Annotated in this window: 15 protein-coding genes, 2 tRNA genes and 2 pseudogenes; 8 read left to right on the top strand and 11 right to left on the bottom strand. The window is 42.2% G+C overall.

Going from position 1 to position 13,540, the window contains the following annotated elements:
* Window positions 1–141: 141 nt before the first annotated feature.
* From B2W49_RS09780 to hisF, 4 genes and pseudogenes are all read right to left on the bottom strand, one after another.
* The gene (locus tag B2W49_RS09780) at window positions 142–792 is read right to left on the bottom strand and encodes a response regulator (RefSeq protein WP_004974358.1); all 651 of its coding nucleotides are present in this window, start codon (window positions 790–792) and stop codon (window positions 142–144) included.
* A 260-nt stretch (window positions 793–1,052) separates the two neighbouring features.
* Window positions 1,053–1,317 (bottom strand): annotated as a pseudogene (locus B2W49_RS09775) (secretion protein HlyD); the annotation flags it as partial.
* 123 nt (window positions 1,318–1,440) lie between these two features.
* Window positions 1,441–1,749, bottom strand: a pseudogene (locus B2W49_RS09770) (DUF4372 domain-containing protein); the annotation flags it as partial.
* A 210-nt stretch (window positions 1,750–1,959) separates the two neighbouring features.
* Window positions 1,960–2,718, bottom strand: a complete 759-nt coding sequence (gene hisF / locus B2W49_RS09765) for an imidazole glycerol phosphate synthase subunit HisF (RefSeq protein ID WP_004974384.1) — start codon at window positions 2,716–2,718, stop codon at window positions 1,960–1,962.
* Window positions 2,719–2,831: 113 nt separating this feature from the next.
* On the opposite strand from hisF, the gene B2W49_RS09760 reads away from it, so the two are divergent.
* From B2W49_RS09760 to B2W49_RS09750, 3 genes are read left to right on the top strand one after another with little or no spacing between them, the layout of a single operon-like run.
* Window positions 2,832–3,782 carry a homoserine kinase gene (locus tag B2W49_RS09760; RefSeq protein WP_291340507.1) on the top strand — a complete coding sequence of 317 codons (951 nt, stop codon included), beginning with the start codon at window positions 2,832–2,834 and terminating at the stop codon, window positions 3,780–3,782.
* Between the two features lie 12 nt (window positions 3,783–3,794).
* Window positions 3,795–4,442, top strand: a complete 648-nt coding sequence (locus B2W49_RS09755; RefSeq protein ID WP_291340505.1) for a DUF1294 domain-containing protein — start codon at window positions 3,795–3,797, stop codon at window positions 4,440–4,442.
* Between the two features lie 22 nt (window positions 4,443–4,464).
* Window positions 4,465–4,869 carry a DUF4870 family protein gene (locus B2W49_RS09750; RefSeq protein WP_291340503.1) on the top strand — a complete coding sequence of 135 codons (405 nt, stop codon included), beginning with the start codon at window positions 4,465–4,467 and terminating at the stop codon, window positions 4,867–4,869.
* Window positions 4,870–4,923: 54 nt separating this feature from the next.
* Here the strand turns inward: B2W49_RS09750 and B2W49_RS09745 are convergent, their stop codons facing one another.
* The 6 genes from B2W49_RS09745 to hisB form a co-directional block, all read right to left on the bottom strand.
* Window positions 4,924–5,832 carry a DMT family transporter gene (locus B2W49_RS09745; protein WP_291340501.1) on the bottom strand — a complete coding sequence of 303 codons (909 nt, stop codon included), beginning with the start codon at window positions 5,830–5,832 and terminating at the stop codon, window positions 4,924–4,926.
* A gap of 93 nt (window positions 5,833–5,925) precedes the next feature.
* The gene (hisA, locus tag B2W49_RS09740) at window positions 5,926–6,657 is read right to left on the bottom strand and encodes a 1-(5-phosphoribosyl)-5-[(5-phosphoribosylamino)methylideneamino]imidazole-4-carboxamide isomerase (protein WP_291340499.1); all 732 of its coding nucleotides are present in this window, start codon (window positions 6,655–6,657) and stop codon (window positions 5,926–5,928) included.
* Window positions 6,658–6,724: 67 nt separating this feature from the next.
* Window positions 6,725–7,402: a 3'-5' exonuclease gene (locus tag B2W49_RS09735; RefSeq protein WP_291340497.1), complete on the bottom strand. Its 678-nt coding sequence runs from the start codon at window positions 7,400–7,402 to the stop codon at window positions 6,725–6,727.
* A gap of 169 nt (window positions 7,403–7,571) precedes the next feature.
* Window positions 7,572–8,042: a DUF805 domain-containing protein gene (locus B2W49_RS09730; protein ID WP_291340495.1), complete on the bottom strand. Its 471-nt coding sequence runs from the start codon at window positions 8,040–8,042 to the stop codon at window positions 7,572–7,574.
* Between the two features lie 244 nt (window positions 8,043–8,286).
* Window positions 8,287–8,904 carry an imidazole glycerol phosphate synthase subunit HisH gene (hisH, locus tag B2W49_RS09725; protein WP_291340493.1) on the bottom strand — a complete coding sequence of 206 codons (618 nt, stop codon included), beginning with the start codon at window positions 8,902–8,904 and terminating at the stop codon, window positions 8,287–8,289.
* Window positions 8,904–9,497, bottom strand: coding sequence for an imidazoleglycerol-phosphate dehydratase HisB (gene hisB / locus B2W49_RS09720; protein ID WP_096902642.1), 594 nt, complete (start codon window positions 9,495–9,497; stop codon window positions 8,904–8,906). Before hisB ends, hisH begins: the two co-directional genes overlap by 1 nt.
* A gap of 97 nt (window positions 9,498–9,594) precedes the next feature.
* Between hisB and B2W49_RS09715 the strand changes: the two genes are divergently transcribed.
* From B2W49_RS09715 to B2W49_RS09695, 5 genes are all read left to right on the top strand, one after another.
* Entirely contained in the window at window positions 9,595–9,972 is a 378-nt protein-coding gene (locus tag B2W49_RS09715; RefSeq protein ID WP_096902643.1) for a GNAT family N-acetyltransferase, read from the top strand.
* A 142-nt stretch (window positions 9,973–10,114) separates the two neighbouring features.
* A tRNA-Phe gene (locus B2W49_RS09710) sits at window positions 10,115–10,190 on the top strand.
* 134 nt (window positions 10,191–10,324) lie between these two features.
* Window positions 10,325–10,400, top strand: a tRNA-Phe gene (locus B2W49_RS09705).
* A gap of 169 nt (window positions 10,401–10,569) precedes the next feature.
* The gene (locus B2W49_RS09700) at window positions 10,570–11,304 is read left to right on the top strand and encodes a class I SAM-dependent methyltransferase (protein ID WP_291340489.1); all 735 of its coding nucleotides are present in this window, start codon (window positions 10,570–10,572) and stop codon (window positions 11,302–11,304) included.
* Window positions 11,305–11,402: 98 nt separating this feature from the next.
* Window positions 11,403–11,798: a hypothetical protein gene (locus B2W49_RS09695; protein WP_236769266.1), complete on the top strand. Its 396-nt coding sequence runs from the start codon at window positions 11,403–11,405 to the stop codon at window positions 11,796–11,798.
* A gap of 104 nt (window positions 11,799–11,902) precedes the next feature.
* On the opposite strand, the gene B2W49_RS09690 is transcribed toward B2W49_RS09695, so the two are convergent.
* A complete protein-coding gene (locus tag B2W49_RS09690) occupies window positions 11,903–13,426 on the bottom strand; it encodes an acetyl-CoA hydrolase/transferase family protein (RefSeq protein ID WP_180043470.1) in 1,524 nt (507 codons plus the stop codon).
* Window positions 13,427–13,540: the final 114 nt, after the last annotated feature.

Here is a 13,540-nt window from a genome sequence, read left to right as displayed (position 1 = left end):
TCACTACAGCGTAAAACGGTAGCATATCCACAACTTTGTTGGTATCACCCTCTTATCAACCACACACCTAAAAAAACCGCTGCTCAATCCTCGAGATCAACACAGCGGTTTTAAACTCATCTTTTTCAGATCAGTCACATATTACATTTTCTTTTCTTCAATATTTAAAGCATTAATTGCCAATACCGCCTGAGTACGATTTTGCACACCCAATTTACGGAAAATTGCGGTTACGTGCGCTTTAATCGTTGCTTCAGAAACATCTAATTCATAGGCAATTTGTTTATTCAACAAACCTTCTGCCACCATCATCAAAACACGGAATTGCTGAGGCGTTAAAGACTGTATTCGTTCAGCCAAAGCCGTTTCATCTGCTGCGCGAGGGTCAAAGTTAACATTCGCAGCCAAGTTTGGCGGCAACCAAATCTCACCTTCTAAAACTTGACGAATTGCTTCACCAATATGGCTCGGATGTGCAGATTTTGGGATATAACCCATCGCCCCATGTGCAATTGAACGTTGAATAATCGATGCTTCTTCGTGAGCAGACACCACAATAATTGGGATAGATGGATATTGCGCACGTACATGCACCAATGCAGAAAAGCCTGATGCCCCTGGTAAATTCAAGTCCAATAACACAAGATCAGGCTCAGGCCCATTTTCCAAACGTTCGTACAATTCATTAACTGCAGCAGTTTCATGAATTTGAGCTTGTGGTAAGCTATAACGAACCGCCTGAATTAAGGCATGGCGAAACAGCGGATGATCATCAACGATTAATATATTCATAACAGACGTGAGAGATCTTGGGCACAGTTGTTATATTCTAACCACACAAAGACAATTAAGGATATGCAAGACATGACTTTTTTGCATTTATTGTGCAATTAATCACAGAAAAGCGTTTATTTTTTATATTTTCAAGAAAAACTCCTAATTTTTCTGTATTTCACCTCATCGTTTTGTTGCAGTACTCCAATCGCCTCTACGCTTGATCATATAGTTGATATTTCAAGCAATTAATGTTCAAACCTTTAACTTGGAATATTTCGAATAAACGCAATATCACGAGGAGAATACGCGCTTGAATCAGCAGTTGTTCATCCAGTGGCACAATCATCATCAGTTTGCCATTTTGTGAAACGATGCCGCCCAAGGTCATCACATCAATTTCTTTGACAATACCATGTACAGACCATGCACAGGCGATTTGAAAATAGTACGATTGAGAGTGTCTGATTTACTTTTAACCACTTGCGATTGGGTTTTAATATCGGTGTTGGTTTTAGCCAATTCTTCACGTGCTTTCACATATTATTAATTGGGTTTTGTTGTAAAAATATCTAACATTCTGATTTTATTATCTTTATTTTCCACTCAAATTTTCATAAACCTTTAAAAATCAGTATTTTGCAAAACATTTATGCAAAAAAGCCCTTTTGAGTGTTCATAGCATTTCATCAACTTGTAAAAGAGCTGTTGATACAAGGTAGCAGGCTGCTGCTCGTTAATTAGTGCCAGTGTGCTTCGGGGAATAGACTTTGTTCCGAAATGACTCAGTTTGCCTGTTAGCACGCCAGATTGGATCGAATATCTCTCAGACTTTGCCTGCAGGAAAGTTGAGACATCAATATGGCAATAAACTGATCCCACTTTGAAGCTGCTCTAAATTTCTGTCCAAGATGGTGTACTTTGGAAGTTGTTAAAATCCTTTCGCTGATGAAATACGGTATTCCGATGTGACAAAACCTGAATCCTGCTCGTGAAAGTGTTTGTTTGCACTCATATTTTAATGATCTGGACTCGGGTTTTTATTTAAACCAAACCATGGGACAGTAGTGACCTTTTTGCTCTTTTTTTTCTGCCTGTATTTTTGAGCTAAATAAAAAAGTGTAACCCGAAGATTACACTTTTGAAGCTCAAAAATTAAAGTCTAAAACTGTTTTGTTTTGAAAATTATAAACGCATTTCAATGCCTTGCGCTGCCAAATATTGTTTGGCTTCTGGAATAGTATGCTGACCAAAGTGGAAAATTGAGGCAGCCAGTACCGCATCGGCGCCGCCTTTTAAAATACCATCTGCCAAGTGCTGTAAATTGCCCACACCGCCAGATGCAATCGTCGGTACAGTGACACGGTCATTGATGGCACGCATGAGCGCCAAGTCATAGCCTGCTTTGGTACCATCTGCATCCATTGAAGTGACCAATAGCTCACCTGCGCCATAGTCGGCCATTTTTACTGCCCATTCAATCGCATCAATACCTGTTGGTTTACGGCCACCGTGAGTGAAAATTTCCCATTTGTTATCCCCCGTTTTTTTCGCATCAATCGCAACCACAATACATTGCGCGCCAAAACGCTGTGAGGCTTCTTGCACAAATTCAGGGTTAAAGACTGCTGCCGAGTTAATACTGACCTTGTCTGCACCTGCGTTCAGCAATAGGCGGATGTCTTCAACCTTACGCACGCCACCACCCACGGTGAGGGGCACGAACACGGTTTCTGCCATACGCTCAACGGTACGATAGGTCGTATCACGGCCATGATGGGTAGCAGTAATGTCTAAAAAGGTGATTTCATCGGCACCTTGTTCATTATAACGACGCGCCACTTCGACAGGGTCGCCCGCATCACGAATATCAAGGAATTGCACGCCCTTGACCACGCGACCATTATCTACGTCTAGGCAAGGAATAATACGTTTCGCTAGCATAAATTTTTCCAATTATTACAGCCGATTATGAAACTCACCCACACAAGCGCTACACCTTGGCAGATGGAGCGGGTATTCTATCAAACTTAGCTCAGGTTTTTCGCAGGTTTTCTATGTCGGTTTATACTCCTTTGACTTTAAAGGAAGTTCAGGTTTTTGCAGCGCCTTATGGGTTGGAAGTGGTCGAGCTGATTCCCATTCAAGGTGGGATTCAAAATACCAATTATTTTTTGCGCTGCGACAATCAAAACCAGTACGTGCTGACCATTTTTGAAGAATTAGATCAGCAAGCGGCAGGCGAATTAATTCCTGTGTTACAGTATTTGGGGCAAGTCGATTTGCCTGTGGCAGTGCCCTTGTCACACTCAGGACAAGCCATTCATCGTTTAAAAGATAAACCTGCACAAATTGCACCACGTTTAATTGGGCAGCATCCGACACTGACAACAGTGGCGCAAGTGGAAGCGATTGCGATTGCACAAGCAAAAATGCATGTGGCGTTACAAAATTTCTCTTTGCAGCGCGATCATGTACGTGATCATGCTTATTGGGCAGGAGTTGCCCGCCAATTAAAACCAAGCATGCATGTGGCAGATCAAGCCTTATTATCCAAACTTTTGGGCTTGTATGAGGCTTTAACCGCAGTCTATCCGCAGCGTCCTAAAGGTTTTATTCATTCGGATTTATTTCGTGACAATACCTTGTTCGCAGATGATCATTTACAAGGTATTTTAGATTTTTATGAATTAAATCAAGATGAATTGCTATTTGATATTGCGATTACCCTCAATGATTTTTGTACCGATTTTCCCGAGCTGAGCTTAAATGAAAGCAAGGCGATTGCATTTTTAAATGCCTACGAAACGGTGCGTCCTTTAACCCAAGACGAAAAAGCCTGTTTGGAACTGTATTTGGCAATGGCGGCAGGACGTTTTTGGTTAATGCGTTTGCAAGTAGCTGCTAAAAATTTAGCAGAAGGACGGACAGGCGCAGATATTTTGCAGAAAAATCCAGATGAAATGCGGAATATGCTGATTGAACGCTTAAAGTTTGTGACAGCTTGAGGAATATAGAACATGCGTGATCAAGGGCATTTAGTTGAATGGTTTGATGAGCAGGGTTATGGGTTTATTCAGCCGAATGACCGTCAAAAAGATCGCGTGTTTTTACACATTAAGGACTTCGCCCGACAAGGGCCACGTCCAATTGTGGGCTGTGCTTTGGAATATACCTTAACTGTGGATGAACGCGGACGTTACCGAGCGCAGCAAGCGGTGTATTTAAAAGCTTCGCAGACCAAAGCAGCAAAGGCATCTGCTGTGAGTGCGAAAACATCCAACAGCACGCAAAAAATGCAGCCGATGCAAATATTGTGTGTGGCTTATATTGTTGTTTTGGCTTTGCTGACGCTGTTGGGATTGCTCAGTGGCATATTGTTATTATTCATTAGTTTTATGAATGTGCTGAGTTATTGGCTGTATGCACAAGATAAAGAAGCTGCCCAGCAGGGCGGGCGTCGTATCTCTGAAAATAACTTGCATATTGTGGCTTTTTTAGGGGGTTGGCCTGCAGCATGGTTGGCACAACAAAAATTACGCCACAAAACACAAAAACAACCCTTTGGTAAGATTTATTTTTGTACGATAGGCTTAAATATCTTGCTGATTTTATGGCTGATTTCTCCGCTAAATCAGCTCAGTATCTTATTAATACTATTGTTCTAGTAACAGGCTTGTCAGGTGCATTATGTCAGACGCAGAGCATTCATATCCAGTAGATCAAGACCCACATCGTTCATTGACCATGATTTTATATGTGCTGTATATCGTGGCGATTTTTTCTGCGGGGATATTGGCCGTTATTGCCTTGATCATCAACTATTTAAAACGTGGTGATGTGCAAGGTTCAATTTTTGCCAGTCATTTTACTTGGCAAATTCGCAGCTTCTGGTGGTATCTGTTTTGGAATATTGTTGCATTTGTACCTTTCTTTTTGGTGTTCTTTAGTCCAGATGCGCAAAGCTTTGCCAGTATGACTTTGGCTGCGACACTTTTCTGTATCGCAGTGGTTGCTATTTCGTGGCTATGGATTGTTTACCGTGCTATTCGTGGTTTAATTCGCGTGAATGACAATTTGCCAATGTATCATTAATCCACCTTCGTGCTTCTTTGTAAGATGTTTTGAGCAATCTCACTGAAATGCTGTTCATTCAACTTTTTGGGATGATGTGTTTCGATTTAAAAATTTTGGTCGCCATTCGCTGACCAGTACGCCTAAAACCACCAGTAGTCCCCCGAACAATGCCACAACTGCTAAGCGTTCGCCTGCCAAACGTCCAATCAATACGGCCCAAACAGGTTCACCTGCATAAATAATAGCAGCTTGCGCAGGGTCGACTTGTCGTTGCGCCCAGTTCATCACCAATTGAATGACGGCACTGGCAATACCTAAGCCAAGTAAAACAGCAAGGAGCGACCAGTGGAATTCGGGCAATTGAGTTTCTCCGACCAGTGGTGCAATCGCAAAACACAATAACGATGCACAGCCCAGTTGAATGAGAGTAACGCGCTTTAAATTGACCCGATTGGCAAAATAGCCAATTAAAACAATTTCAAAGGCAATCGCAATTGAACCCATTAAAGTTATGGCTTGTCCAAAATTTAACTGAATTGCGTCTAAGCCATTGCCTGTTAAAAAGACCAAGCCGATAAATGCCAAAATAGTACCCAACCAAGTCATGATATGCGGACGTTGACCAAAGCATAACCACAGCAATAGCGGTACAAGCGGAACATACAGCGCCGTTAAAAAGGCGGATTCGCTACTGCTAATACTTTGTAAGCCAATCGTTTGAGTGACATAACCTAGCGCAATCACTGCGCCTATGGCAAAGCCTGCATAGAGTTCATCGAGCCTAAAACCACGTAGGCTTCGCCATGAAATCAATCCCACAGCCAAAGTGGCTGCAGCAAAGCGTAAGCCTACAAACAGTACAGGACTGCTGAAATTCAAACCGTATTGCACGGTAATGAAGGTTGCTCCCCAAATCAAGGTAATCAAAATGAGTGACAGTTGTGGGGCTTTGCTACGAAGTATTGATGAAAGCTGAGACATATAATCAGTAGGAGGTGAAAAAAACTCGAAATGAGTAAAATAAACTTAAAATAAAAAAGAGGTCCGCAGACCTCTTTAAAAAATGCGGCAGAATTACAAAGATTGCTCATCTAAAAGTAACTGTGCTTCACGCAGGCTTAAGGTACCCTCATAAATTGCACGACCTGTAATTGCGCCTAAAATGCCTGGCTGACCTTTTAGGTGACGTACGTCATCTAAATTAGTTACACCGCCAGAAGCAATTACTGGTAAGCCTGAATATTGCGCCAAGTTCACGGTTTGTTCAACGTTCACACCTTGCATCATACCATCACGGGCAATATCGGTATAAACAATGCTAGATACACCTGCATCGGCAAAACGCTTGGCTAAATCTGTTGCTTTAACGTCTGTAACGTTGGCCCAGCCATCGGTAGCCACCATACCATTCATGGCATCAATGCCGACAATGATGTGTCCTGCAAATTTCTTGCAGGCTTCATCTACAAAAGCAGGCTCTTGTACGGCTTTGGTACCAATAATCACGAATGATACGCCTGCATCTAAATAGTGTTCGATGGTTTCGAGTGAGCGAATACCGCCCCCAATTTGAATTGGGAGATCTGGTTGTGATTTTGCAATCGCTTCAACCACAGGTTTATGAATTGGCGTACCTGCGAAAGCGCCGTTTAAATCGACTAAATGCAAGCGACGTGCGCCTTCATTTACCCAATGTTGTGCTGTCGCCACTGGATCGTCAGAAAATACAGTATCATCTTCCATACGACCTTGTTTTAAACGAACACATTTGCCATCTTTCAGGTCAATTGCAGGGATGATCAGCATGCTTTCGCTCCTTGCCAAAAACTTATTGAATTCAATTTATGCATCTTAACAAAGTATTGTTAAATCTCTAAGCATCTGTTGTAGGTTTTGTTTTAGAGGGACGAATCCGCAATTTGAGTGAACTGTTGGGAATATGCTCGGGCAATAGGCCTAAACGTCCCAATTCTTCAAATATCAATACAGGCGCGTAGGCATCGGCAGCAGCATAGGCAATTTGTGCTTCACTGAGCTGTTTGCGTGCCCAGTTTGAGGTACTGATTCTTCGGCTTTTAGGGAAATGAACGTGAAATAATAAGGCCATGGCATTTTTAAGCCCAAGTGGACTTTTAAAACCAAAACTGCCAAAACACTTAGATAATTCAATCACGCTATTCAGTGGTATGCCTTTTTTTCGAAATAAATGCGCATCATTTTTCAGTCCAAACCCCACTTTAATTTGATCCCGATTGGCAAAAATTGGCTGTAAAAATTGCCAAATTTCATCATTGAGCTGAAATAAATACGCTTTTTCTAAGGTTGCAAGCTGAATTAAATGCGGGCCTGTAGAAACTTCACCTACATTAAACGTCGGTTTGGATTCAGAATCGAAACCCAAGACAGCTGCGGTTTTCAGTTCAGCTTCAATCGCTCGACATTGTTCTAGAGTTTGAATCAGAACAATATTTTGACGGGCAATATTTTCAAATAGTGGCAATTGCCGAATTTCATCAGGGCTAGGCAGGGTACGCAGACGAGTTAGATCCATAACATTCAAAGCGGCAAAGAAGCGGTTTTAGCCTAAAGCGTTTTGCAGAATTTGGCAAAGTTTAAACGATTGAAAATACTGTGCAAGGCAGAGATTGACGTGAATATCCTGAAAAAATAGCCCAACAGATGGGCTATTTTGAAAGATCAATCAAGCGGAATATTTTTGCTTAGAGGTTGCTGAATATGCCTGCCGAGAAGCTGCCAATAATCGCCAAAATCATCAGCACAATAAAAATCCAAGCCAGTACTTTTTCCCAACCTGCAGTTTCACGTACTGCACCATAGCTATTTTGACGATCATCGCCAGGTGCAAATACCAAATATAGACCCAAAATAATATTCACCAAAGGCACCAAAATCAGCAAAGACAACCAGCCAGTATGATTACGGTCATGCAAGCGGCGGATGGTGAAAATAAAGCTAAAATAGAATGCGACGATATAAATGATCACAAGCAAGATCATGCCGATGCCCATAGAGCCAGAGCCGAGCTCTAGCAATAAATTGGGTGCAACAACGGCAATAATTGCAATCAGTACTGCAAGCCCCAAACTGAGCAAGCAGTTCCACGCTAAAAATGATAATCGACCAAACCGCCCCGCAGCACTCAGTGCAGAATCTTCTACATATTGACTCATTGTTGTAATTCCTAGATTTTTTGAATTTTCTGTCGCATCACGTATATTTGCTCAAAAATCTTGTGAGATCTCTCTCACAGTACAAAGATAGACAAATTATGGACAGACCCTCAATTTATTTTGAATAAAAGGTATAAAACGCTTTAATTTTAAACACAAATCGATGTGCAATAACAGTGAAAAACATTCACGCATAAATAATGCCGAGATTAACTCGGCTTTAAAGGGAGGATCATCTTGAATATTAGATGTTCCATTCCACAAAGTTTTTTAGTAACTGCAAACCAACAGTGTGACTTTTTTCTGGATGGAACTGTGTTGCAAACAAGTTTTCTTGATGCAGGGCCGTACAGAAAGTTAAACCATAATCACAGGTCGCAGCCACGATTTTTTCATTTTGTGGTTCCACATAAAAACTATGCACGAAGTAAAAACGTGCATCTTGTTCAATGTTGTTCCACATAGGGTGGCTCGGGTCACGTTGATGTACCTGATTCCAGCCCATGTGTGGTACTTTCAAACCTGGTACTTCAGGAAAGCGTTTGACTGTGCCTGCAAAAACACCCAGTGCATCTGCACCACCATTTTCTTCAGAATGTTGCATCAATGCCTGCATGCCTACACAAATTGCAAGTACAGGTTTATTAAAGACCGCATTGCGCACCACCTCATCAATGCCAGCTTCATGCATGCCTTGCATACAGTCACGCATGGCACCCACACCTGGAAACACAATTTTATCGGCTTGTGCAATCAGTTTTGGGTCATTGGTCACATCTACCGTTGCACCCACATGCTCTAAAGCTTTCGCTGCAGAGTGTAAATTTCCCATGCCATAGTCAAGAAGGGCAATTCGGGTCATTAGAGTGTTCCTTTGGTTGATGCCACTGTATTTTCAGCACGCGGATCGACTTCACATGCCATGCGTAAAGCACGTGCAAATGCTTTAAATACGCTTTCAATTTGGTGGTGGCTGTTTTTACCTTTGAGGTTGTCGATGTGCAGCGTCATTAGCGCGTGGTTGACAAAGCCTTGGAAGAATTCTGAGAATAAATCCACATCAAAAGTACCAATACGCGCGCGGGTAAATGGAATATCCATAAATAAACCCGGACGGCCCGATAAATCTACAATCACGCGGCTTAAAGATTCATCAAGCGGTGCGTAAAAGTGACCGTAGCGTCGTAAACCTTTTTTATCACCCAAAGCTTGAGCAAAAGCTTGTCCAAGCGTAATACCGCAGTCTTCCACAGTGTGGTGATCATCAATTTCCAAGTCGCCATCACAATGAATATCAATATCAAACAAACCGTGTCGCTTGATTTGATCAATCATATGGTCTAAAAATGGAACTCCAGTGTTGAGTGTGCCTTGACCCGTACCGTCCAGATTCACACGAACTCGAATTTTAGTTTCGTTGGTATTCCTCACCACTTCACTGATACGTTGGGTCATAGACACGTTCCTCAAAAAAACGTCAAAAATGATTGATGTAAAATGTTTTCGCTGTGACGAAGTCTCAGCATATTAGATTGCTCAGGAGGGTTAATCAATGCCTATTACCGTACATGCCTATACTTCACTAGAAAATACCGAAGTGCGCAGCCAGCTTGAGCGACTGTATGATACCAGCCCTGAATTTGGCGATGGGCAAGATGCGGTAAGCCAACTTGAGCAGAACTTGGCTCAGTATACCCTACTTTACACGGCAGAATTTAATACTAAAGTGATTGGTGCGATTTGGTGTACAGGCCAAGATGATCATCGCACGCTTGAATATATTGTGGTGCATCCTGCAAACCGAGGTCGAGGCGTGGCAGATCGCTTGGTAAGTGAAGTGTGCCGTATGGAAGAAGCAAAAGGTGTGCAGCATTTTCAGCCAGGCTGTGGTGCGATTCATCGTTGTTTAGCGCATTTGGGTAAGTTGTGAGTCGTCATAGCCACTAAGTCTATAATACAAGGTGTTTTTCCATCCAATTCATGCAGATGTTGCTTTAAAAGTAAACATTTACACTGAAAAGCGAAAAAGACTATTGACGATTTACAGCTGAAACTGTTTAATACGCGTCATTGGCGTGATAGCTCAGTCGGTAGAGCAACGGATTGAAAATCCGTGTGTCCCCAGTTCGATCCTGGGTCTCGCCACCATATTCAAAACGGTTAAACGTTTTCAATCCCTGATCCCATCAGGGATTTTTTTTGCATAAAGTTTATGCGATCAAATAAAAAAGTGATGATTTTTATTGACTATTCAGCCGAGATACGGCTTAATACACGGCATTGGCGTGATAGCTCAGTCGGTAGAGCAACGGATTGAAAATCCGTGTGTCCCCAGTTCGATCCTGGGTCTCGCCACCATATTCAAAAAACCCCAAACAGTGTTTGGGGTTTTTTTTATGCCCCAATTTTTTTTATGTCTAAAACAAAGCCTTGTACTCAAAGCCGCTTTGCATCTTCATCTAAAGTCTACGATACCTGTGAAAAAAAGCTGGATTAGAATGAAGGACTCATGGTCCGGGAATGCAGCATGAAAGATTTGTTTTCGCAGGGCAGCGATTTATATCGTCAGGCACGTCCACAATATTCAACCGCAATTGTCGATACGATTTTACAGTATGTGCCAGAGCACGGTTTGGCATGGGACTGCGGTGCAGGTTCAGGGCAGTTTACTCAGTTATTAGCACCACATTTTCAGCAGATTTTAGCCACAGATTTAAGTCAGGCACAGTTGGATCAAGCACCACAATGGGCGAATGTGCGTTATCGCGCTTGTTTGGCGCAAGACAGTGGATTGGCAGATGCAAGTGTGGATTTAATTACCGTTGCGCAAGCGATTCACTGGTTCAATTTTGAAGCCTTTTACGCCGAAGTACATCGGGTGCTAAAACCGAGTGGAGTATTCGCTGCGGTGGGCTATGGGCTGATTCAAGTTGTAGATACTGAGGTGAATGCCGCAATTCAACGCTTGTATTTTCAGACCTTAAAAGGTTATTGGGATGCTGAGCGCCGTTATATTGATGACTTATATCGCACGATTCCTTTCCCATTTAAAGAAATTGTGACACCTGAACTTTGCCTAAAATATCGCTGGTCGGCAGCACAATTGCTGAATTATTTAAACACTTGGTCGGGACTGCAGCATTATTTAAAGCAGCATATAGAGACGCCTTTGCTTGAATTACAGCAATTGTTGCAGCAGCAACCTGCTCAGGACTTGGAAATTGAGTTTCCCGTTTTGCTGCGTTTAGGTTGTTTGGTATAAAAAATCACTGTTTTTAGATGGCATTGAGATTAAAATAAGGCTTGGGTGAAAAAGGATATTTCTCCACACGTGTAATGACGGAATGTGTGAGGTGTTCTATGTTTAAATTCTCTCTCCCTGTTTTATTCGGCCTTGTGCTGTGCCTTCCTGTGACTGCTTTTGCCAATCTTGATCAGCCTTTACAGGCCTTGGATGATCATGCATTAAGTGCTGAATACGGGCAATCCAACACCCTGAATTTAGTACAAGATCAATACCGTTTTACTGCGCAAGATCTGGTGAATCAAGTTCGATTTGAACAAAACCAAGACTTGGCAAGTAACTTTGCAGCTTTAGGTTCTCGTTTTTATATCAATCCGCAAGGTCAAACTGTGCTGCAAATTCAACGTGATGTCGTGTCTTTAGGTGTGATTGAAACCACACTCAGTGTGGATGGTTTACGCCAGTTAGGGCAGCATTTTATAGATGAATTTAAAGCTTTGGCATTTGAGTAAAGTGGAAGGCGTTGTCGCAAATGACCTTGTGGCAATCTAAAACATAAAAACCTAAGACATAAAAAACGCCCTGAAAAATCAGGGCGTTTTTTATTGCACATGAGTTACGCTGGTTGCGCAGATTCTTGTTGTGCAGGAGTCAACATGTGACCATGTTCTTCGAAGTTTGCATGCCAAGACAATGCTTCACGAAGTAGGTGAGGCGTGTGACCACCTTTTGCACATGCACGCTCGAAGTAATCGTTCAAGGCATTGCGGTACATTGGGTGTACACAGTTGTCGATAATCGCACGAGCGCGTTCACGTGGTGCAAGACCGCGTAAATCTGCTAAACCTTGCTCAGTAACCAAAATGTCAACGTCGTGTTCGTTGTGGTCTACGTGCGCAGCCATTGGAACGATAGATGAAATGTCACCGCCTTTCGCAATTGATTTAGTCACGAAAATCGCCAAGTGTGCGTTACGCGCGAAGTCACCTGAACCACCAATACCGTTCATCATTTTGGTACCGCATACGTGTGTTGAGTTCACGTTACCGTAAATATCAAACTCAAGTGCAGTGTTAATACCAATGATGCCTAAACGACGAACTAACTCTGGGAAGTTAGAAATTTCTTGTGGGCGTAAAATGAATTTGTCTTTGTAGTGTGCAAGATTGCCAAATACGCGATCACCACATTTTTCAGACAAAGTCATTGAACAGCCAGAAGCGAACTTCATTTTGCCTGCATCAATCAATTCAAAGGTACAGTCTTGAAGTACTTCTGAGTACATGACCAAGTCTTCAAAGTTAGAGTGTTTGAAGCCTGTTAATACTGCGTTTGCAATTGAACCGATACCTGCTTGTAATGGCGCTAGGTTTTTCGGTAAACGACCTTGTGCAACTTCATTTTCAAAGAATGCGATCAAGTGATCTGCAATAGCTTGAGTTTCGTCATCTGGATCAGTCACGTTAGATGGAGAGTCAAGCAAAGTATCGTTAAATACAATACCTACAACTTTCGCTGGGTCTAACTGAATACCTTTGGTACCGATACGTTGGTCAACGTGAGTTAACGGTACTGGACCACGTGTTGGGCGTGCTTCAGGAATATAAATGTCGTGTAGACCTTCAAATTCTGTGCTTACCGTAGTGTTGATTTCAATAATGACTTTATCTGCAAATTCAACAAAGCTTGCAGAGTTACCTACAGAAGTTGTTGGAATAATTAAGCTGTCTTCAGTAATAGCTACTGCTTCAACAATCGCGATGTCTGGGCGTTTAAGCGTATTGTTACGCATTTGCTCAACAGTTTCAGACAAGTGCTGGTCAATAAACATAACTTGACCTTGATTAATTGCTTTACGCAAAGTGTTGTCTACTTGGAACGGCATACGGCGTGCCAAAACACCAGCTTCAGTCAATTGCTTGTCTAAATCGTTACCTAGACTTGCACCTGTAATTAAATCAATTTTTAAAGGATTGGTTTTTGCACGTGCAACCAATGCAAGTGGAACTGCTTTTGCTTCACCCGCACGAGTAAAGCCACTCATACCTACGGTCATACCATCTTGAACGAATTCAGCAGCTTGTTCTGCGCTGATTACTTTGTCGTGGAGGGAGGCTAAACGAATGCGATCTAAAGACATGGTGAACTCTCGTAAAATACTAAACTGATACCGATTGTACCGATCAAAAAAGGTATTTTGCATAGGTGTTAGGCTAAGGTCTAATTTTTTGCCTAAATGGTGGTATAAAAATAT

Origin of the sequence: Acinetobacter sp. UBA801, from assembly GCA_002296655.1 — a bacterium.
In the GTDB taxonomy this organism is placed as follows: Bacteria; Pseudomonadota; Gammaproteobacteria; order Pseudomonadales; family Moraxellaceae; genus Acinetobacter.
This window is presented reverse-complemented; position numbering and strand designations above follow the sequence as displayed.

Coding starts and splice junctions, on each gene's coding strand:
- B2W49_RS09715 (WP_096902643.1), top strand. CDS start 9,595: ATGCCTATTACCGTACATGCCTATACTTCACTAGAAAATACCGAAGTG.
- B2W49_RS09745 (WP_291340501.1), bottom strand. CDS start 5,832: ATGTCTCAGCTTTCATCAATACTTCGTAGCAAAGCCCCACAACTGTCA.
- B2W49_RS09735 (WP_291340497.1), bottom strand. CDS start 7,402: ATGGATCTAACTCGTCTGCGTACCCTGCCTAGCCCTGATGAAATTCGG.
- B2W49_RS09730 (WP_291340495.1), bottom strand. CDS start 8,042: ATGAGTCAATATGTAGAAGATTCTGCACTGAGTGCTGCGGGGCGGTTT.
- B2W49_RS09695 (WP_236769266.1), top strand. CDS start 11,403: ATGTTTAAATTCTCTCTCCCTGTTTTATTCGGCCTTGTGCTGTGCCTT.
- B2W49_RS09760 (WP_291340507.1), top strand. CDS start 2,832: ATGTCGGTTTATACTCCTTTGACTTTAAAGGAAGTTCAGGTTTTTGCA.
- hisA (WP_291340499.1), bottom strand. CDS start 6,657: ATGCTGATCATCCCTGCAATTGACCTGAAAGATGGCAAATGTGTTCGT.
- hisB (WP_096902642.1), bottom strand. CDS start 9,497: ATGACCCAACGTATCAGTGAAGTGGTGAGGAATACCAACGAAACTAAA.
- B2W49_RS09700 (WP_291340489.1), top strand. CDS start 10,570: ATGAAAGATTTGTTTTCGCAGGGCAGCGATTTATATCGTCAGGCACGT.
- B2W49_RS09750 (WP_291340503.1), top strand. CDS start 4,465: ATGTCAGACGCAGAGCATTCATATCCAGTAGATCAAGACCCACATCGT.
- B2W49_RS09755 (WP_291340505.1), top strand. CDS start 3,795: ATGCGTGATCAAGGGCATTTAGTTGAATGGTTTGATGAGCAGGGTTAT.
- hisF (WP_004974384.1), bottom strand. CDS start 2,718: ATGCTAGCGAAACGTATTATTCCTTGCCTAGACGTAGATAATGGTCGC.
- B2W49_RS09780 (WP_004974358.1), bottom strand. CDS start 792: ATGAATATATTAATCGTTGATGATCATCCGCTGTTTCGCCATGCCTTA.
- hisH (WP_291340493.1), bottom strand. CDS start 8,904: ATGACCCGAATTGCCCTTCTTGACTATGGCATGGGAAATTTACACTCT.
- B2W49_RS09690 (WP_180043470.1), bottom strand. CDS start 13,426: ATGTCTTTAGATCGCATTCGTTTAGCCTCCCTCCACGACAAAGTAATC.